Source organism: Pseudomonas sp. LBUM1646 (assembly GCF_059716165.1).
The window spans coordinates 6,697,984-6,717,535 of sequence record NZ_CP166810.1; the positions used below are offsets into that span (position 1 = coordinate 6,697,984).

Here is a 19,552-nt window from a genome sequence, read left to right on the forward strand (position 1 = left end):
TTGGCACCTGCGCCATCACGCGCCCCCGACTACCCTTCAAAAAACCGCAGGAAGCGGTTCCCGTAAAGCTCAAGGAACGACCATGTCCCTCTCCATCGTCCATAGCCGCGCTCAGATTGGTGTCGATGCGCCCGCCGTTACCGTAGAAGTCCATCTGGCCAACGGTCTGCCGTCATTGACGATGGTTGGTTTACCCGAAGCGGCGGTAAAGGAAAGCAAGGATCGGGTACGCAGCGCGATCATCAACTCGGGTCTGCAATTCCCGGCGCGGCGCATCACGCTGAATCTCGCGCCTGCGGACTTACCGAAGGATGGCGGACGGTTTGATCTGGCAATTGCCTTGGGGATTCTGTCCGCCAGCGTGCAGGTACCGACGTTGACGCTGGATGACATTGAATGCCTGGGAGAGTTGGCGTTGTCCGGCGCGGTACGTGCCGTGAGAGGTGTGTTACCGGCTGCGCTGGCTGCACGCAAGGCCGGGCGTTCGTTGATGGTGCCGCAGGCGAATGCCGAGGAGGCGTGCCTAGCATCCGGGTTGAAGGTGTTTGCCGTGGATCACCTGCTGGAAGCCGTTGCGCACTTCAATGGACATACGCCGGTTGAACCCTACGTTTCCAATGGCTTGCTCTACGCCAGCAAACCCTATCCGGACTTGAATGAGGTGCAGGGGCAAATCTCGGCCAAGCGCGCATTGCTGATTGCGGCGGCTGGGGCTCACAACTTGCTGTTTAGCGGGCCGCCGGGGACTGGGAAAACGCTGTTGGCGAGTCGTTTGCCAGGCTTGCTTCCTCCCTTGGCCGAAAACGAGGCGCTGGAAGTCGCTGCCATTCAATCCGTCACCAGTTGCGTGCCCTTGAGCCACTGGCCGCAAAGACCCTTCCGCCAGCCCCATCACTCAGCCTCGGGCCCGGCGTTGGTGGGCGGTGGTTCGAAGCCGCAACCCGGCGAAATCACCCTCGCCCATCATGGCGTGCTGTTCCTCGACGAACTTCCGGAATTCGATCGAAAGGTGTTGGAGGTTTTGAGGGAGCCACTGGAATCCGGTCACATCGTGATCTCCCGCGCCAAAGACCGCGTGCGCTTCCCGGCACGCTTCCAACTGGTCGCCGCGATGAACCCCTGCCCCTGTGGATATCTTGGCGAACCCAGCGGCAAGTGCAGTTGCACGCCAGACATGGTCCAGCGCTACCGCAACAAACTCTCCGGGCCGCTGCTGGACCGCATCGACCTGCACCTGACCGTCGCCCGAGAAGCCACGGCATTGAATCCTTTACCCAAACCCGGTGATGACACCGCCACAGCTGCCGCACTGGTCGCCGATGCACGGGAGCGGCAACACAAACGCCAAGGCTGCGCCAATGCCTTCCTTGATCTGCCGGGCCTGCGTAGATATTGCAAGTTATCCACAGCCGACGAAACCTGGCTGGAATCCGCTTGCGAACGACTGACCTTATCGCTGAGAGCAGCGCACCGTCTGCTCAAGGTCGCCCGCACGTTGGCAGACCTTGAACAGGCAGATTCCATTACCCGCGAACACTTGGCGGAAGCGTTGCAATATCGGCCGACTGCCAACTGATGGCTTTACTCCTTGCTCAAATCCACCAACGGCACCGACCTCACCTCAGTCGCCCGTCCACCTTGAATCTCATTCACCCGCGTCAACGCCTTATCCACCGCCCCCTTATCCGCCAACAAGCTATAGCGAATCTGGAATTGCTTCTGCTCTTTCACCCCAATCGTCGGCACCAAACCAAGTGGCCGTTGATACCGACGGTTGTAGGAAAAACTCGTCCCCGGTTCCAGCCCGGTGACATAACCCTGACCTTGGGTATCGGTGTTTTTCCACAACGAAAACACCGGCAACTGCTGGGTGTTGAACCCCACCGAAACCCCGAGGCTGCCCGCCTTGTTATGCAGCACAGTCAGCGTATCGCCCTTGGCATCGCCATACGGCACGACGTTGTAGACGGTCTCGTCGTAATCCTTGGTCGGCGCACGGTAGGTCTGCCAGTCTGGCAAATCGCCTTTGGCCTTGTCGTTGAATGGCGAAACCTGTTTCACCGGCGCGGCAAACCGGGCGCCTTGTTCCAGGAATGGGGTGCTGAAGTTGCTGTGGTAGAGCGCTTGGTATTCCTTCGGATAGTCGCCGTTGTTGGTCAAGGTGTCGTTGAGGGCAAACGCGACGCTGCCGGGCTCGGTGACCAGCTCGGTCTGCACCGAGAAATCGACTTTCTTGAACGCCTGCTCCTTCAACTCGCCGCGCAGGCTGATGGCGTACGGCGGTTTTTCATCGATATGCAGGGTGACTTTGCTGGCCGGGATGTTCGCGGCGCGGCCGTGGAGGGTCAGCAGTTCGCCGTTGTCCATGCCGGGGTGGCCGACCCATTCGTAGCCGCAGCGGGCGACCAGTTCGTTGAAGCCTTCGAGCCAGCCCAGGCCGCCACGGCCATTGAGCTCTATAAAGGACGGATTGACCACGTCCTTGACCGGCGAATCCCAGCCCATGCGCACATTGCCTACAGACGCTTGCAGGACGTTCATCCCGCGCGTCGGCACCACCGAGAGTTTCAGCGTGCCGTTATCGATGTCGACAATGCTCACGCCTTCCTGCCGACCGCCATGCAAGGTGCGCAGGGTCACGGAGAAGGGTTTATCGGTTTTCACTCCCAGTTGCTGGCTGGTGATTTGCCAGTTCTGGGCGGCTTTGTCAGTGTCGAGCAAGACGTAATCCCAAGCCATGGCGTGGGAGGCAGCGGACAGTGCGCCAAGGGTGATGGCGAGTTTGAGCGGAGTCATGGGGAAAGCCTTTCTTGGAATTGTGTATTTTTTATAGCGCTGATGAAACGATTCAGCAAGATTAAAAAATACACAGGTCCAGGCCTCCCTCAACAAACAGGGAGAGGACTGAAGCAGTACGTGGATTTCTGTACTAGTCTCAAACGGTTTTGGACCATCGGCTGATTGACGGCGACATCATAATGACATTAAGGTCGCCAGCTTAATGCAGGAGCAAGTACAGACAGGTTTGTCTGTCATTTTGCGCAACGGATCATATGGAGTTTGGATGCGCGGGGCACTATTACGCAGCGGTAAGAGCGGGTCATTCACTGCCCTGGGCGAAACAGGTCAACCGGTCTACCGGGCGGCTCTGCAATTGCGCGAAGCCATTCGCCGCAAGAACCCCGAGATGGTCTATCACCTGGCCATTCCTCAAAGCGATGAACTCGGTAACCAGATCGACTGGTACAGCGGCCTCGACGGCGATGTCATCCCGTGGAGCAGCGCCACCGAAGAAGAGCGCGCGCCTGCGCGTCGGCAACTTGAAGCGCTGAAAACTGCGCTCGATGAGTTGAGCCAGCGTTTCCTGGCCACCGATACCGCTGAACAGCAGCAAGGCGACAAAGCCGTGTTCGGCAAGTTGCTCAAGCGCGTCATTCATTTCCCCGACGAAAACTTCGTTTACCTGGTGCAAGGCAAACCGGTGCTGACCTTTTGGGGTTTCGAGCATGCTGGTGCCGACCGCCTGCGCGATCCGTTGCACTGCCTGTATTCGGTTGCACCCGTATTCACCCCGCCACCCGTGGTCGAAGCGCCGGTTGTAGCGCCTATCGTGCCGGTGGTCGTCCGTCCGTGGTGGCGTCGCTGGTGGTGGCTGTTGCTGCTGCCGTTCTTGCTGCTGTTTCTATGGCTGTTGCTCGGCTTGCGCGGTTGCGTGCCGATTCCATTGGTGGCGGTTGATCTGCTGCCTGCGGGCATCGTTCCGGTAGAAAACCAGGAACCGCAACTGACCGGCAACGCCACGACGCTGAACGGCGTTCCAGTGACCGGCACCGTCGCAGGTTCCACCACCGCTGCCGCTGTTGAAGGCACCCACGGTGTGGAAGCGCCAGCCGTCGAAGGCAATGAAGCTGACGCCGCCCCCGCCGACATCACTCAAGACCCGGCAGCCGAAGCCCCGGCCACGCCACCAGAAAATAAAACCGCGCCGCCGGTGGTCACGCCACCCGACGTGGAAAAAGCCGGCTCAGCCAAACCAGGCCCGGCGCTGAGCATTCCACCTGACGCCGCCGACGGTGCCGCGGACTTCCTTGATGGTCAGTACCGTGCGGGCGCCGGCATCCAGGATCGCCGCACCGGCAAGCCGCTGCGCCTGGAATACCAGTTCAAGGACGGTAAAGGCGAAGTCACCGTGCACCAGGCCGACGGCTCGAAATGCAGCGGCCCGGTCACCGCTGCCATGAAGTCAGGCAGCCTGGCCATCGATAGCCAGGGCCAGGCCGTATGCGGCGATGGCAGCACCTACGACATGCCCAAGGTCAACTGCCGCAAAGGGGCGACCACGGTCGCGGACTGCACCGGCGGTTACGGAAAAGATCAATTCCCCATGTCCATGCGGCAAACGGGCGAATAAACACGGAATAACCTGACATGTTGCCTGAAGTCACCCAATTCGAAGACACCGTCACGCTGGTCAGCGACACCGGTATCCAGTTCATGGATTTCGCCCTGCGCCTGGACCCTCGCAAGGAACCGGCGGGCGAGTTCGCGCCGATGATCAGCGGGCTGATCTGCCGGTTGATGTACAACGAAGAGAAAGACTTCTACTTCTACGAGCCCGAGCCGGAAAAGGTCGAAAAAGCCAAACCGGCGTTCAGCGTCGACATGAAAAGCAGCCTGGATCTGCTCAACGGTGTCTGGCTGCCGATCCCGTTTTTCCGTTTCATGCCGCCGCACCGTTTCGACGAAGGCCCGAGCAACTGGTCGCGCATGCGTCTGGTAAAACTGGCCACGCCCGACATCGACGGCAACACACACCGCCTGACGATGGCGTTCGACAGCCGCGTGATGCCCAAGCGTGATGGCACTGCCTACCTGGCGCCGAACGAAGAAGACATCAGCTCCGGCGTGTCTTTCAAACTGGCGACCAAGGCCAGCGAAACCCGTTGGTTCCTGGCCCAGCCGTGGGTCAACGAATGGCTGCTGGAGCTGTTCAACGAAGGCAACACCCACCGCTCCCGCGAAGAGCTGGACATCGACATCCGCGCCAACCATCACCTGGCGCACTACCTCAACCTGCTGAGCCTGTTGAGCACGCCGTCTGTGGCAGCGCAGTCGACGGCCCGGCCGAAGGTCGATATCCCTGAACTGAAAGTGGTCGCCAACGACAGCAATGGCCTGGTCAAGCCGATCCCGGTGGACCTGGTGCTGGACGTCGGCAACTCGCGCACCTGCGGCATCCTGATCGAGAACCACGGCCAGGCCGGCTCCGGGTTGAAGCAGAATTACGTGCTGGAACTGCGCGACCTGATCACGCCCGAACACACTTACAACCAACCATTCGAAAGCCGCGTGGAATTCGCCCAGGCGTATTTCGGCAAGGACCACTGCTCGGTCAAGAGCGGTCGTCACGATGCGTTCCAGTGGGCGACGATCGCCCGGGTCGGCAACGAGGCCAGCCGTCTGGCCAGCCGCCGTCGCGGCACCGAAGGCTCCACTGGCCTGTCCAGCCCGAAACGTTACCTGTGGGACGAAAACGCCTATGGCCACGGCTGGCGTTTCAACTGTTCGTACATCAAGACCGACAACGAGCCGTACGCCACCGCCGCGCCGTTCTCACACCTGATCAATGAAACCGGCGAGGCGCTTTACAGCCTCGAAGAGGACGATCGTCTGCCCGTGTTCATGCCGCGTTACTCGCGCAGCTCGCTGATGACCTTCATGCTCGCCGAAGTGCTGGCCCAGGCGCTGTCGCAGATCAATAGCCCGGCCCAACGCTCGCGCCAGGGTCACACCCGCGTGCCGCGCCAACTCAACAGCATCACCCTGACTGTGCCACCAGGCATGCCCCAGGCTGAGCGCAGCATTCTCAACGAACGCATGTTGCAAGCCATCGGCCTGGTGTGGAAAAGCCTCGGCTGGCACGCCGGCGAGGAAGACCCGCATCAGGACGCGGCCGTCAGCCCACGCACGCCGATCCCGAGTATCCGCGTCGAATGGGACGAAGCCTCCTGCGGCCAACTGGTGTACCTGTACACCGAGGTCAACGAGAACTTCGCCGGCCACCCGGAAGAGTTTTTCGACACCATCGCCCGCCCCGACAAGACCGACCGCGAGCGCATCACCCTGGCGACCATCGACATTGGCGGCGGCACCACGGACCTGGTCATCACCGACTACCGCCTCGACCGCGCCGGCAACACGGGCAGCGGCAGCAACGTGCACATCGTGCCGGAGCAGCGTTTTCGCGATGGTTTCAAAGTCGCTGGCGACGATATCCTGCTGGATGTGATTCAGGACTTCATCCTGCCGAGCTTCGAGAAAGCCTTACAGAACGCCGGCGTCAAAGCCCCGGATTCGTTGATGTCGCGCTTGTGCGGCGACGAATCCGTCAGCGCCCAGGACATGATCCTGCGCCAGCAATTGAACCTGCAGGTGTTCTCGCCGCTGGGCCTGGCGCTGCTCAAGGCGTACGAGCATTACGACCCGCAAGTCCCGCAGGAAGTCACCCCGCAGAGCTACCGCCAGTTGCTGGGCGACAACGCGATCAGCCAGACCGTGCTCGACTACGTCAACGCCGCCGTGCGCCGCGATGTCGGTGGCCAGAGCGGTTTCGACCTGTATGAAGCGCCGATCAGCTTCGACCTGCAAAAACTTCACGCTGCGTTCCTCAATGATCAGGTCAACATCACCAAAATCCTTGGCGCACTCTGTGAAGTGGTCGCGCATTACCCGTGCGACGTCCTGCTGCTGACCGGCCGCCCTTCGCGCCTGCCCGGCATCCAGGCGTTCATCCGCAAGGTGCTGCCGCTGCCACCGGGGCGCATTCTGGCGTTGCAGAACTACCGCACCGGCGGCTGGTATCCGTTCCACAAGAATGGCCGGATCGACGACCCGAAAAGCACCGCGTCGGTCGGCGCCATGCTGTGTTTGCTGTGCGCCAACCACAGCGTGCCGAACTTCTACTTCCGCTCTTCGGCGCTCAAGCCGTACTCGACGGTCAAGCACATTGGCGTCATCGACCTGAACAATGTGATCAAGGATGCCGACGTGCTGTACCGCGACATCCAGTCCGAAGACTACAAAATCAAGCTGCCGGAAATCGGCACGGGCGACGACGCCGATACGCCGCAACTGGAAATGCGCGGCGACCTGCGCCTCGGTTTCCGCCAATTGGCCGCCGATCGCTGGGCCGCCTCGCCGTTGTACACCTTGCGGTTCACCAAGGCCGGCCGGGAAAAGTTCTCCCGCGCGATCGGTGATAACGGCAGCGCGCCGCTGCTCAAGGTGCGCTTCGAGGTCAAACCGGCGGACAAATACACGCGCAAGCAGGATCTGGTCAGCGACCGCCTCTCGGTACGCGACATCGAATCCAACAGTAACAACGTCAACTTCAACCCGCGCAGCGACCTCGAGCTGGAACTCAACACCATGCTCGACGCCGGCCTGAGCGAGACCAAGTACTGGCTCGACAGTGGAAGTGTGAAACGCAAATGAATGATCTGACTCCCGATCAACATCAGCTCGCTGCCAGCTGGACCGCTGTTTATGAAGGTGCCGGCCAGGCGCTGGAATGGATTGGCCAGACGCGCGTCAATGCGCCACGCCTGGACAGCGAAGCCGACAACCTGAACATCCGCCTGCACCGCGCCCGCAACCTGGCTCACAGCCTGGGTCGCGTGGCCTGCACGCCAATGACCATCGGCTTTTTTGGTTTGTCCCAGGCCGGCAAGTCCTACCTGATTTCGGCCCTGGCGGCCGGGCAGAACGGCAAGTTGGAAACCAACTATGGCGACCAGCGCCTGGACTTCATCAAGCACATCAACCCGGTGGGTGGCGGCAAGGAAGCCACCGGCCTGGTGACGCGCTTCAGCCGCCGCGCCACGCCAAGCCCGGACCGGGATTTCCCGGTGCAACTGACGCTGTTCAAGGAAGTCGAGCTGGCGAAGATTCTGGCCAACTCCTGGTTCAAGGATTTCGACCTTGAGCGCATCTCCTACGAAATCGATGAAGAGCGCATCCAGCGTGTGCTCAAGCCGTTCGAGGGCCGTGAAAACGGGCCGATACAGCCAGGCGTCAACGCCGACGACCTGGTGTCGCTGTGGGATTACCTGCGGGACAACTTCCGCAACTCGGTGAAGAAACTCGAACACCTGTATTGGCCCAAGGCGTTGAAACTGGCGCCACGCCTGAATTTCCAGGAGCGTGCCGAGCTGTTTGCCATCCTCTGGGGTGAGCAAAGCGAGTTGACCCGCGTGTATCAGCAACTGGCCGGCGCCCTGCATAAACTGGGTCTGCCCGAGACCGTGTTCGCGCCGCTAAAGGCGTTGGTGAGTTTCGAAAACGACACCTACAGCCAGCGCGACAGCATCATGAACGTCGACATCCTCGAACGCTTCGGCAGCCCGCGGGACTTGCCGATCGACGTACGGCCCCAGGTCGACGGACGCCTGCAAAACAGCCAGGGCATTCCCGTGGCGCAACTCGCGGCGTTGACCGCCGAAATGACCTTCTGCCTGATCGAAGCCCCGGCCGACGACATCGTCAATCAGGTCGATCTGCTGGATTTCCCCGGGTATCGCGGGCGCAAGAAGCTGCACGAGATCGCCGACTCCAACGACCCGGAATCCGCGACCAAGGACAACTCCGTCTCGCAGCTGATCCTGCGCGGCAAAGTGGCTTACCTGTTCGAACGCTACACCGACAACCAGGAAATGAACGCCCTGGTGGTGTGCACCGGCTCGACTAAACAGAGCGATGTCAACGACGTGGGCCCGGTGCTGACGCGCTGGATCGAAAAGACCCAGGGCGCCGACGCCGCCGCGCGCAGCAAACGCGACACCGGCCTGATCTGGGCGCTGACCATGCTCGACCTGCGCATCACCAACTCCCTGAGCCTGACGCCTGATCAGTACGACGAGAGCTGGAACGGCATGGTCAAGCTGACCATGCTGGAGCGCTTCGGCAGCCTGAGCTGGATGAATGACTGGGCCGGCACGCCGTTCCAGAACACCTTCCTGGTGCGCAAACCGCGCATGGATGCGGCGTTCATCGGCCAAGACGCCAACGGCGCCGAAACCGGGATCAACGCCAGCTATAAAGAACGCGTCGATGCGTTGGGTTCGAGCTTTGCCAGCAACGCGCTGGTGGGCAAGCACATCAACGCCCCCGCCAAAGCCTGGAGCGAAATGCTGCGCGACGACGACGGCGGCATCAGCCACTTCAGCGGCAGCTTCAAAGGTGTGGCCAACATCGATTTCAAACTGCAGCGCATCCGCGAGCAACTGAGCGAGTGCCTCGAAGGCCTGACCACTCACGGCCTGAGCACCTGGTATCACGCCGATGGTGACGGCGCCGCAGCCGCCAAGAAAGCCCAGGCACAGATGATCCTGTCGGGCCTGGGCCGTCGTCCGGCGGTGTTGGGCGAGTTCATCGATCAACTCGACATGCCGAGTGAAGAGGTACGTGACCTGTACCTCAGCGGCGTGTACGAAACCGATGATGAACCCGCCGCGAGCGATGAACCGGTGGCACCGACCCCGAGTCACAGCCTGTACGGTAGCAACGACGCCGGCTTCGACTTCGATTTCGGCGACGACTTGAGCCACGACGCACCGGCCAGCAGCAAAACCAGCGCCCCGGCGCCGGAGCTGCAAAGCAACGAACATCGATTCGCCAAAGCCGCATTCAAGGCCTGGATCGCGCACCTGCGTGAACTGACCACCCGGCAAAGCCTGCTCAACCTGCTGGGGCTGGAAAAAGCCTTGCTCGAAGCGGTGGTCGACGAACTGATCACCGCCGGTTATCGCCAGGACCTGCCGGGCCAACTGAGCCGCGCGGTGCTCAAGCGTGCGCAAAGCGGTGCACGACGGGATCAACTGGTCGAGCGCCAGGTCCTGGAAGTGCAACGGGTCCTGCGCGATTTCGTGTCCTGGTTCGGCTACATCCAGAAACCGGTCAGCGAGCGGCCGATCAGCCGCGCCGGGGCCAAGGCGCCATTGTTTTCGTTCTACACCGACATCGGTCCGGGACAAGTACCCGTGCTGCCGGCGCAACCGGCGAACCAGGCGCAGCGGTTCCTGGGCGACTGGCTCTCGGGCCTGGCCTACATCACGATGGACAACGCCGGCCATGGTGCCGGTCGCGAAATCACCCCTGAACAGAACGAACGGCTGGGCCATGTGCTCACCGCCTTCGCAGCGAGATAAGCAATGCCAATTCGTGTCGACCTGCTCGCGTTAGAGCCCAATGTGCCTGGCCACGCCAACCTCACCGTAAAGAAATGGCAGGGTGGCGAAGAACAGCTGGAGTTTTCCATCCAGCGCAACCAGGACGGTTTCTACCTCCAGGCCCAGAAGGCCTGGAGCAACAACCCGTTCTGGTTCCAGGTCGCGCGCTTTAACGTCGCGGCCAGTGGCGAAGCCATTGAAACCCCGGTCGGCCCGGACGTGCTCGACCCGTTGCTGGAAGGCAGCGCCGGTTCGCAATTCCAGATCGAGTTGCGCGAACAAGGCCCGGGGCACACCGACAAAGGCGTGGTCCGGCCAGGTGTTGGTCTGCTGCCGTCCACGGCCGGCGGTGAAACGCGCTCGACTTACGGCGGCGCAGAACTGACGGCGCCAAAAGCACCAGAACCTGAAATCCCGGAACTCCCTGAACTGATCCTGCCAACGGCAGAGCCGGAAGTGGAACCGAAACCGCTGGCCGCCGAACCCGTCTACACCCCTCCACCGGCTCCGGTGAAGAAAAGCAATAAAGCCCTCATCGCCCTGCTGATTGTCGTGCTGTTGCTGCTGGCAGCAGGGGCCGGGTTCTGGTTCTACAAACGCTCCCCGGCGCCTGTCCCGGCGGTCGCGACCACCGCACCGGCCACGGCCACGGCCAACGCTGAAGCCTGCACCCTCGACAGCATGAACAGCCTGCCCGAGCTGACCTTCGTCCAGACCTGCATCAAGGCCGCGCCGGACAGCGCCAAATTGCTGGAGATCATCAACCAGGCCAAGGCCGGCAAACACTGTGGCGTCGCCCAGCGTCTGTACGCCAACCGCGCCCAGGCCGGTGACCCGCTGATTGCCAACGCTTATGCCCGCGAATACGACCCTAAATACCTGAAGGCCAGCGAGTGCTTCCCGGTTGCGGACAACGCCACCGCCGCCTACTGGTACGAAACCATCCTCACCCAGGACCCGAACAACGCCGAAGCCAAGCTGCGTTTCGAGGAGTTGCAGAAGTGATGCGCTCGCCCTTGAGTCGATTCCTGTTGAGTGGCGCCGCGTTGCTGGCGCTGTGCATCAGCCCGCTGTCCCAGGCCGATGACAAGCCGCTGATCCAGGTCGGTAAAAAGACCTTGTTCCAGCGCGTGCTGACCACCCCGGGCTGCAAGATCAGCCCGACGGCGGGCGGCGCGGCGGGCGACGAACAACCGGTCTTCAGCCGTTTCTACGTCTACGAACGTGCCCAGGCCGCCAATGCCGAATGGTTGAAAGTCGGCCCCGACAGCTATGGCAAGACCATTGGCTGGCTGCCCGCCAGTTGCACCACCGACTGGAAGATGCAGCTGACTCTGGCCTTCACCAACCCGGCCAACCGCGACCGCTTGTTGTTCTTCAAGGAACGCGCCACCGTCGAAGGCATCCTCGATGCGCCGGACCCGGTGAGCAAAGTCGCGCCGCTGCGGGCCACGTTGAAGAAAGGCCAGCAAGCACCCGGCGTGCTCGCCGAAGAACCTGAATACTTTGTCGATATGCAAAAGCAGTTCTACCTGCTGCCAGTGCTCAGTGGCGAAGAAGTCATGACCGAGGCCGGTTTCCGCACGCGCCTGCTCAATGTGGCGTCGGTGAGCAAACCCGATGACAAGGATCCCAAGGGCGGCGCTGCCAAAACCGGCCCGGCCGGCAGTAAGGAAGCCGACGACAAGGCCGCCAGCCAACTGAAGGAATTCAGTGCGGCGGTGGTGTTTGTCATCGACTCGACGATATCCATGGATCCGTACATCGACCGCACCCGCGAAGCGATCCGCAAGGTCTATCAGCAGATCGAGTCGCAGAACCTCGGCAAGCAGGTCAAGTTCGGCCTGGTGGCGTTCCGTTCCAGCACTAAGGCAGTGCCAGGTCTGGAATACACCACCAAAATGTACGCCGACCCGACCCAGGTGAAGGACAGTACCGACTTCCTGGCCAAGGTCGCCGACCTCAAGCAAGCCAAGGTGTCGAGCAGCAGTTACGACGAAGACTCTTTCGCCGGTGTCATGCACAGCATCGACAAGATCGACTGGAGCCAGTTCGGCGCACGCTACGTGGTGCTGATTACCGACGCCGGAGCCATCGAAGGCGACGACAAGATCTCGCAAACCGGCTTGAGCGCTTCGCAGGTTCGCCTCGAAGCCGCCAACCCCGGCGTGGCGATTTACACCCTGCACCTGAAAACCCCGGCCGGGGTCAAGGATCACGCCAAGGCCGAAGCGCAGTACCAGAACCTGTCGACCTACCCGGGCACCAACACCTCGCTGTATTACCCGGTGAACGCGGGTGATATCCAGGAATTCGGGCGCAAGGTCGACGCCCTCGCCACGGCCATCACCTCCCAGGTGAAAGCGGCCTACATGGGTGAGGACGCCATCGGCAGCGCGGCGAACGCCAAGCAGGACCCGGCCGAGAAGAAAATGCTCGATGACGCCGCCCTGATCGGCCACGCCATGCAACTCGCTTATCTGGGCGAGAAGACCAACAGCAAGGCGCCGCCGGTATTCAAGGCGTGGATCACTGACCGTGACCTGATCAAGCAGAACATCCCGACCACCGACGTGCGAGTGTTGCTGACCAAGTCTCAGCTCAGCGACTTGAGCGACGTGATGAAGCAGATTCTCGATGCCGCCAACGAAGGGCTGATCTCGCCCACCGAAATGTTCGATCGCCTGCGCTCGGTGGCCGCGACCATGGGTGCCGATCCGAACCAGCTCAAGCAGAACGGCAACGCCAAACTGGCGGACATGGGCGTGCTCGGTGAGTACCTCGAAGACCTGCCGTACCAGAGCGAAGTGCTGAACCTGGATGAAGAAACCTGGAAGAGCTGGGATGGCCTGGCCCAAGAGAAATTCATCCGCACGCTCAACACCAAACTGCGGCACTACCAGCGCTACAACGCTGACGTCGACCGTTGGGTGGCTTTAGCCAAGGACAGCGACGCACGGGACAACGTGTACCCCGTGCCACTGGAAATGATGCCTTAACGAGACACCCATGCTCGATATCAAGAACCTGCTGGTGCGCCGTGGTGAAGGCGCGCTGGCCCATCATGTGCGCCTGCCGCACTTGCAGGTGGGGGCCGGGGAAATCCTCGCCATCACCGGCGAGAGCGGCAGCGGCAAAAGCACGTTGCTCGAAGCCATCGGCCTGTTGCTGGCACCGGTCGAGCTCGAGCGTTTTCGGCTGGGTTCGGCGCACGCCCAGGACATCGCTCAATTGCTCGCCAGTGACGACCAGGCGGCCCTGGCGGCGGTGCGTTCGCGACACCTGGGGTTTATTTTGCAGAGCGGCGGGTTGCTGCCGTTCCTGAGCGTGCGCGACAACATCAGCCTGCCCCGTCGTTTGCTCGGTATGTCGGCGAACAGCGCGCACATCGACCACGCGGTTGAAGTGCTGCGCCTGCAAGGCTTGCTGGATAAACACCCCCAGGCGCTGTCGATCGGCGAACGCCAGCGCGTGGCCTGTGTGCGTGCGATTGCCCATGAACCATTGCTGTTACTGGCCGACGAGCCGACCGCCGCGCTCGACCCCCACAGTGCCCGGCGTTTGTTCGAGTTGCTGTTGAGCCTGGTGTCGAGCATGGGCCTGAGTGCTCTGGTTGTGTCCCATGACTGGGCCTTGTTGAAGGATTTCGGCTTGCCGCGACTCGGCGCTATCAGCCGTCAGGGAGAGACACTGTTTGAACCGATGGACTGACCGCTTGCGCCTGCTGGCAACCCTGGCACTGCAAGACCTCTGGCACGACCGCAAAGTGTCGCTGTGCATCGCCGCCTCACTGGTGGCGGTCATCGCGCCGCTGTTGCTGCTGTTCGGCCTCAAGCACGGGGTGGTCAGTCAGTTGCAGGACGAACTGCTGCGCGACCCGCGCAACCTTGAAGTGAAGATGCTCAGCAACGGCAACTACGACAGTGCCTGGATCGAGCGCCTGCGCCTGCGACCCGAGACCGGTTTCGCCCTGGGCCAGACCCGCTCGCTCAACACCCAGGCCGATTTGTTGATCGGCCTGACACGCTTTGTTGAAAGCGCGGAAATCATCGCCACCGAACCCGGCGACCCACAACTGAACCTGCCGCAATTCAATCCCGTCGGCCAGCAGGTGATCCTCAGCGCCCGCGCCGCCCAACGCTTGCAGGCCAAAGTCGGCGACAGCGTGCAACTGCGCGTGCTGCGTCGCCTGGATGGCGCCAATGAGCGCGGCGAGTTGACCTTGACCGTGCTCGCGGTACTCGACGGCGCCCGCTTCGGCCGCGCCGCCGGGTTTGTCGCGCCGCCGCTGCTGCTGGAGCTGGAGCGCTTTCGCGATGGTTATCAGGTCGGCGCGTTCGGCATCACAACCGGTAAACCGGTCGGTGACCTGCCCGCGCTGTATGCCCGCGCCCGGGTCTATGCGCGTGACATTGATCAAGTCGCGCCGCTCGAGCGCTGGCTCAACGAACAACACATCGAAACCTCGAGCCGACTGGCCGACATCGACAACGTCAAAGCCATCAATCATGTACTGGGGCTGATCTTCGGGGTCATCGCTTTGGCCGCGCTGATCGGCTGCGTGGCGTCGATGGTCGGCGCGTTCCTGGCCAATATCGACCGCAAGCGCAAAAGCCTCGCGGTCTTGCGCCTGCTGGGGTTCAAGCGTACGGCAGTCGCCGGTTTCGTGGTCCTGCAAGCGCTGTTGCTGAGCCTGGCCGGTTACCTCGGCGGGCTGGGGTTTTATGCGGTCGGCAGCCATTTGTTCGACTACTTGCTCGGCAGCAGCCAGGCCACCGGCACCTTCGTTTGCCACATCACTATCTGGCATGGCCTCGCCGCCCTGCTCCTGACCTTTCTGGTCGCTGCACTGGTGGCCGTGATCGGCGCCGTGCGAGCCATCAGCATCCAACCTGCGGAGAGTCTGCGTGAGCTATAAACATCTTGGCTTGCTGTTGCCCCTGAGCCTGGGATACCTGCTCGACGCCTCGGCGGCGGGCTGGGAAGAGAAGTATTACAACCCGATGCCCGACGCCAGCGATGTCGTGCTGCCGATGCCGTGCGACGGTTCGATGGTGTTTCGCAAGGTGTTCATTCCGGTCGCCGGGCCGCTCGACGACTACCCGATCAACATCGGCCAGGACGGCGCCGAATACGGCTACGTCGAACAGACCCGCCCCACGTTTATCGCCGGCAGTTTCACCGGCGCCAAGACCGACAAATCCCGCTACTACCTGATGGCAAAGTACGAGATGAGTCAGCTGCAGTACGCGGCATTGACCGAAGACACCTGCCCCACCGCCGCCACCAAAATGCGCTTGCCGCAAGTGTCGGTGAGCTGGGTGCAAGCCGTCGAAGCGTCCGACAAGTACAACCTGTGGCTGCGTAAAAACGCCGCGGACAAACTGCCGAAAGAAGACGGCGCGCTGGGCTTCCTGCGCTTGCCGACTGAAGTCGAATGGGAGTTCGCAGCGCGCGGTGGCCTGGAAGTCGGCGCGGCGGAATTCCGTGATACCCACTACCCGATGCCCGACGGAATCAACGCCTACGAATGGTTCGCCGGGGCGCAATCGTCCAATGGCAAATTGCAGTTGTCCGGCCTGCAAAAGCCCAATCCGCTGGGCTTGCACGACATGCTCGGCAACGTCGACGAGATGATGTTCGAGCCGTTTCGCCTGAACAAACTCGACCGCCAGCACGGCCAGGCGGGCGGCTATGTGGTCCGCGGCGGCAACTACCTGACCGCCCAGGCCGACCTGCGTACCGGATTGCGCAAGGAAGATCCGTACTACAACGCCGAAGGCCAGGTGAAGAACAAGACCACCGGCCTGCGCCTGGTACTGGTCTCGCCGACCCTGACCTCCCGCGAACGGGTTGCCAGCATCGAAAGCAGCTGGAAGAAACTCGGCACCGGCAGCAAGGAAACCGAGTCGGCGGACAAAGGCACCGTGCAGTCACTGAACAGCCTGGCCTCGGGCGTCGAAGACAAAGCCCTCAAGGAAAAGCTTCAGGCGTTGGAAAACCAATTGCGCGCCAGCAACCAGCAGCAGGAAGAAACTCGCGACCAGGCGATCCGCGCCAGCCTCAACCTGGGAGCGTTCCTGTGCACCAAAATGCTCGACGACGGCCAATACGTGGATTTCCTGCAAAAGAACTACAAGCTCAACTGTGAAGCCGCGGACAAAGACGCCAGTTGCGACATGCGCAAAGGCAAGCTCGACGAGCAGAAGGATCGCCTGCACAAACTCAGCCGTTACTACGCCAGCAGCCTGGTGGAATCGGCCACCTTGTATGGCCAGCCACTGCTTGAAGCGCAAGTGCCGGTGATGGAAGAAATCATCACCCGCAACAAGCAGCTGCAAGACCTCAAACCCTATTTGCGTACCCACTGGGCGAACCAGAAGACCTTCCTGCAAAAGCAGAAGATCGACACGGATGCCTGGCTGACCAGTTGCAAAACCGTCACTCAATAACAACACGCCAACACCGTCACCAAGGAGTTTCACCATGTCGCGCAGCCTTTGGACTCGCTTCAAGCTACAGATCGCTTTCGTCCTCACCGGCAGTTTGCTGATGACCGGTTGTGCCACCACTGGTAGCTCGATGCTCGGCGGCAGCGACGGCACCGACCCGCGCCTGACTCAGGGCAATGACGCACAGTTCTTCAGCAAATCCGGTTACCAGGCCTGCGCCGTCGGCGCCGGTGTCGGCATCCTCGGTTGTGCACTGTCCAACAGCAGCAACAAGGCCGTGTGCGCCATCGCTGCCGGTATCACCGCATGTGGCGTGGCCATGGGCGCGAACTACTACCTGGATCAACGTCGCAGCGAATACTCCGACACCACCACCCGCCTGGCGAAGATGAACAGCGACGTCGAACAAGACACCCAGAACGTGATCGCCCGTACCGCGACCGCCCAGCAGGTGATCAACGATGATCAGGCGCGCATCGCCCAGATCAAAAAGGACATTGCCAGCAAGAAGGTCGACAAGACCAAGGCCCAGGCGCAAATCGCCGAGATCGACCAGAACATCGCCCGCCTGCGTAAAGACCTCGGCAACATGCGCACCAAAGTCACCGAGTACACCAAAGTGGCCGATGCCGAACGCTCCCAGGGCAGCAGCGCCGAAATCAAGCAAGTGGACGTGAGCATCCTGAAAATGAACTCGAAAGTCGCCGCCCTGCAAAAGGAAGTCGACGGTTTGTACAGCCAGCGCTCCGCAATCACCCTGGGCTAAGCACATGACTCTACGACAACTGACGATCCTCACCGCCGTCCTGGTGTTGAGCGGTTGCGCGACCAAGCCCGGCGAATGCGATGCGACCAATCGCGACAGCAGCATGCTGACCAAAATGAACTGCGACTACTCCGGTGGCTACAGTGATCAGGTCAAGCAGAAGGAACTGGCCCTGACCGCGTCTCGCCAGGAGAACGCGATGTTCCGCCAGGTGTACGAGAACATTCAGGCCCAGCAACTGAGCACTAAAACCGACCTGGCCAGCCAGCAGAAATCCCAGGCGGCGTTGAACCAGTCCCTGGGCCAACTGCTGACGTCGCTGAAATCCCGGCATGGCAATGAAAGCCAGGTCCAGAAACAGATTGCCGGGCTGGAACAGCAGCTCCAGGCTTCACAGGCTGCGCCAACAGCCAAGGCCACGCCCGCGTCGCTGGCAGCCAAGCAGGAACAACTGAAGGCGTTGCAGAAGAAGGTCAATCAACTGCAATTCAGCCTCGGTTACGAAGAGTAACTTTTCACCCCGCAGGCCTCCCTCTGGGGGCCTGCACTTTTTTCCAGGAATCGTCGTCATGCAGCGGGTCATCAGGGATGCGCAAGCCACACCGCAGGGGATGAGTGCGCTGCAAGCCAAAGTCGCCCTCATCCAGAAACACTTTCCACCCAACGTCGCCAGCCTCTTCGCCATCCCGCGGATGGGCAGCGGCGACGTGCTGGAATGGTGGACCGAACTGGGTGGCCAACCCACGCCCTATGCCGAGCTCAACGAAGACGCGCAACGACGTTTGCTGGAAACCTACGAAGTACGCCAGAAGTCCCTCGAGCTGCTGGCGGACGACCTGCAAAAACGCGGTCAGCCGACCGTAGCGGACGAGTTGCGCAGCCTGCTCGGCGCGCCCGAACTGGACAAACTCTACAGCCTCAACGGCGAACCGTTGGCCGTGCGCTGGAACCAGCGTCCGCCAAGGCCAATCCCGCCGCCGGTGATTCCACTGGCTCCCGTGGTGGCGGCTTTACCGCCGTCGCGTCGTGGATGGTGGGTCGCCGCCGCATTGCTCGCGCTGCTGTTGCTGCTGTTGGCGTTGTGGCTTTACTGGTTCCTGCACCGTGAACCTGTTGTCGTGGTTGAACCGGTAGCGCCAGTGGTGGTACCGGTCGAACAGCCGGTTGTCCCGGTCCCCGAGCCTGAACCGGTCGTGGCGCCCGTCCCGGAACCTGAGCCCGAGCCGGTACCCGAGCCCGAGCCAGTCCCGGTACCCGCGCCCGTTCCACCGCCAAAACCCGTAGTCGTCGCCCCGCCACCGCCGCCGACACTGGATAACTTCGCCTGCCGCAAAAAAACGCCGGATACCAAGATCCCGCAATTCGTCGTGGTGCTCGATACCTCGGGCTCGATGGACATGAACATCAAGTCGGTGAAGGCCGACGAAGACTGGTTCTTTGGCAACGAGTACAACAAGTACCTGGACCCCAACCGCACCTTGCGGATCTTCGCCAAACCGACTCGCATGGATGTGGCCAAGGATTCGCTGGCAGGCATGATCAACGGGCTCGACCCGAAGATCGATACACGCCTGATCACCTACGAAGGCTGCGACAGCACGCCGGACCAGGGTGTCTTCAAGTTTGGCGACCGCCAGCGGCTGATCAACGGGATTCGCGGCCTGCGGCCCAACGACGGCACGCCCCTGGCCGACAGCCTGGCCAAAGCCGCCAGCACGGTGGATGGGCGCAATAACGATGCGGTGATCGTGATGTTCGTCGACGGCGAGGACAACTGCCAGAAAGACGTATGCGCCGTGTCCCGCCAGATCGCCCAGAACCAGCCGCGCCTGCGGGTCAACGTGGTGAACATCGGTACCGGCGGCCCGTCACGCTGCATCGCGCAAAACACCGGCGGCCGGGTTTACTCCAGCAACGACGCGGCGGAGTTGGGCAAGCAGTTGAAACTGGCGAGCAAGGAAGTGGCGAGTAACGCCAAGTGCAAATAGTCGTCCTGCCTGGCAATGTCGGTCAGGACACAGCGACGTTCATTCTTCACCCGGGTCGCTACGGCGGCCGGATAAAACTGGTGGCTGTACCGGCGGGTATAGCGTTGTTTGGTGTTGTTG

The 19,552-nt window shown here is 61.6% G+C and carries 13 protein-coding genes; 12 read left to right on the forward strand and 1 reads right to left on the reverse strand.

Going from position 1 to position 19,552, the window contains the following annotated elements:
- The first annotated feature begins 82 nt into the window (after positions 1–82).
- Positions 83–1,576 (forward strand): YifB family Mg chelatase-like AAA ATPase, encoded by a 1,494-nt coding sequence (locus tag ACA071_RS30630; RefSeq protein WP_497642418.1) that lies wholly within the window; start codon positions 83–85, stop codon positions 1,574–1,576.
- Between the two features lie 5 nt (positions 1,577–1,581).
- On the opposite strand, the gene ACA071_RS30635 is transcribed toward ACA071_RS30630, so the two are convergent.
- Positions 1,582–2,796: an aldose 1-epimerase family protein gene (locus ACA071_RS30635; RefSeq protein ID WP_497642419.1), complete on the reverse strand. Its 1,215-nt coding sequence runs from the start codon at positions 2,794–2,796 to the stop codon at positions 1,582–1,584.
- 268 nt (positions 2,797–3,064) lie between these two features.
- On the opposite strand from ACA071_RS30635, the gene ACA071_RS30640 reads away from it, so the two are divergent.
- Genes ACA071_RS30640 through ACA071_RS30690 form a run of 11 tightly spaced genes read left to right on the forward strand, consistent with a single transcriptional unit; the run spans position 3,065 to position 19,432 of the window.
- Entirely contained in the window at positions 3,065–4,411 is a 1,347-nt protein-coding gene (locus ACA071_RS30640) for an SrfA family protein (protein WP_497642420.1), read from the forward strand.
- A gap of 17 nt (positions 4,412–4,428) precedes the next feature.
- Complete coding sequence (locus tag ACA071_RS30645) at positions 4,429–7,494, forward strand: virulence factor SrfB (protein ID WP_497642421.1); 3,066 nt, start codon at positions 4,429–4,431, stop codon at positions 7,492–7,494.
- Positions 7,491–10,205, forward strand: a complete 2,715-nt coding sequence (locus ACA071_RS30650; protein WP_497642422.1) for a putative virulence factor — start codon at positions 7,491–7,493, stop codon at positions 10,203–10,205. The genes ACA071_RS30645 and ACA071_RS30650 overlap by 4 nt, the downstream gene beginning before the upstream one ends.
- A gap of 3 nt (positions 10,206–10,208) precedes the next feature.
- A complete protein-coding gene (locus ACA071_RS30655) occupies positions 10,209–11,231 on the forward strand; it encodes a hypothetical protein (RefSeq protein ID WP_497642423.1) in 1,023 nt (340 codons plus the stop codon).
- Entirely contained in the window at positions 11,231–13,225 is a 1,995-nt protein-coding gene (locus tag ACA071_RS30660) for a vWA domain-containing protein (RefSeq protein WP_497642424.1), read from the forward strand. Before ACA071_RS30655 ends, ACA071_RS30660 begins: the two co-directional genes overlap by 1 nt.
- 10 nt (positions 13,226–13,235) lie before the next feature.
- Complete coding sequence (locus tag ACA071_RS30665; protein WP_497642425.1) at positions 13,236–13,937, forward strand: ABC transporter ATP-binding protein; 702 nt, start codon at positions 13,236–13,238, stop codon at positions 13,935–13,937.
- On the forward strand, positions 13,921–15,144 hold the full coding sequence (locus tag ACA071_RS30670) for an ABC transporter permease (RefSeq protein WP_497642426.1): 1,224 nt from the start codon (positions 13,921–13,923) through the stop codon (positions 15,142–15,144). The genes ACA071_RS30665 and ACA071_RS30670 overlap by 17 nt, the downstream gene beginning before the upstream one ends.
- The gene (locus tag ACA071_RS30675) at positions 15,134–16,678 is read left to right on the forward strand and encodes an SUMF1/EgtB/PvdO family nonheme iron enzyme (RefSeq protein ID WP_497642427.1); all 1,545 of its coding nucleotides are present in this window, start codon (positions 15,134–15,136) and stop codon (positions 16,676–16,678) included. Before ACA071_RS30670 ends, ACA071_RS30675 begins: the two co-directional genes overlap by 11 nt.
- 34 nt (positions 16,679–16,712) lie before the next feature.
- Positions 16,713–17,444: an OmpA family protein gene (locus tag ACA071_RS30680; RefSeq protein ID WP_497642428.1), complete on the forward strand. Its 732-nt coding sequence runs from the start codon at positions 16,713–16,715 to the stop codon at positions 17,442–17,444.
- A gap of 4 nt (positions 17,445–17,448) precedes the next feature.
- On the forward strand, positions 17,449–17,955 hold the full coding sequence (locus ACA071_RS30685) for a hypothetical protein (protein WP_497642429.1): 507 nt from the start codon (positions 17,449–17,451) through the stop codon (positions 17,953–17,955).
- A gap of 58 nt (positions 17,956–18,013) precedes the next feature.
- Complete coding sequence (locus ACA071_RS30690; protein WP_497642430.1) at positions 18,014–19,432, forward strand: VWA domain-containing protein; 1,419 nt, start codon at positions 18,014–18,016, stop codon at positions 19,430–19,432.
- Positions 19,433–19,552 lie beyond the last annotated feature (120 nt).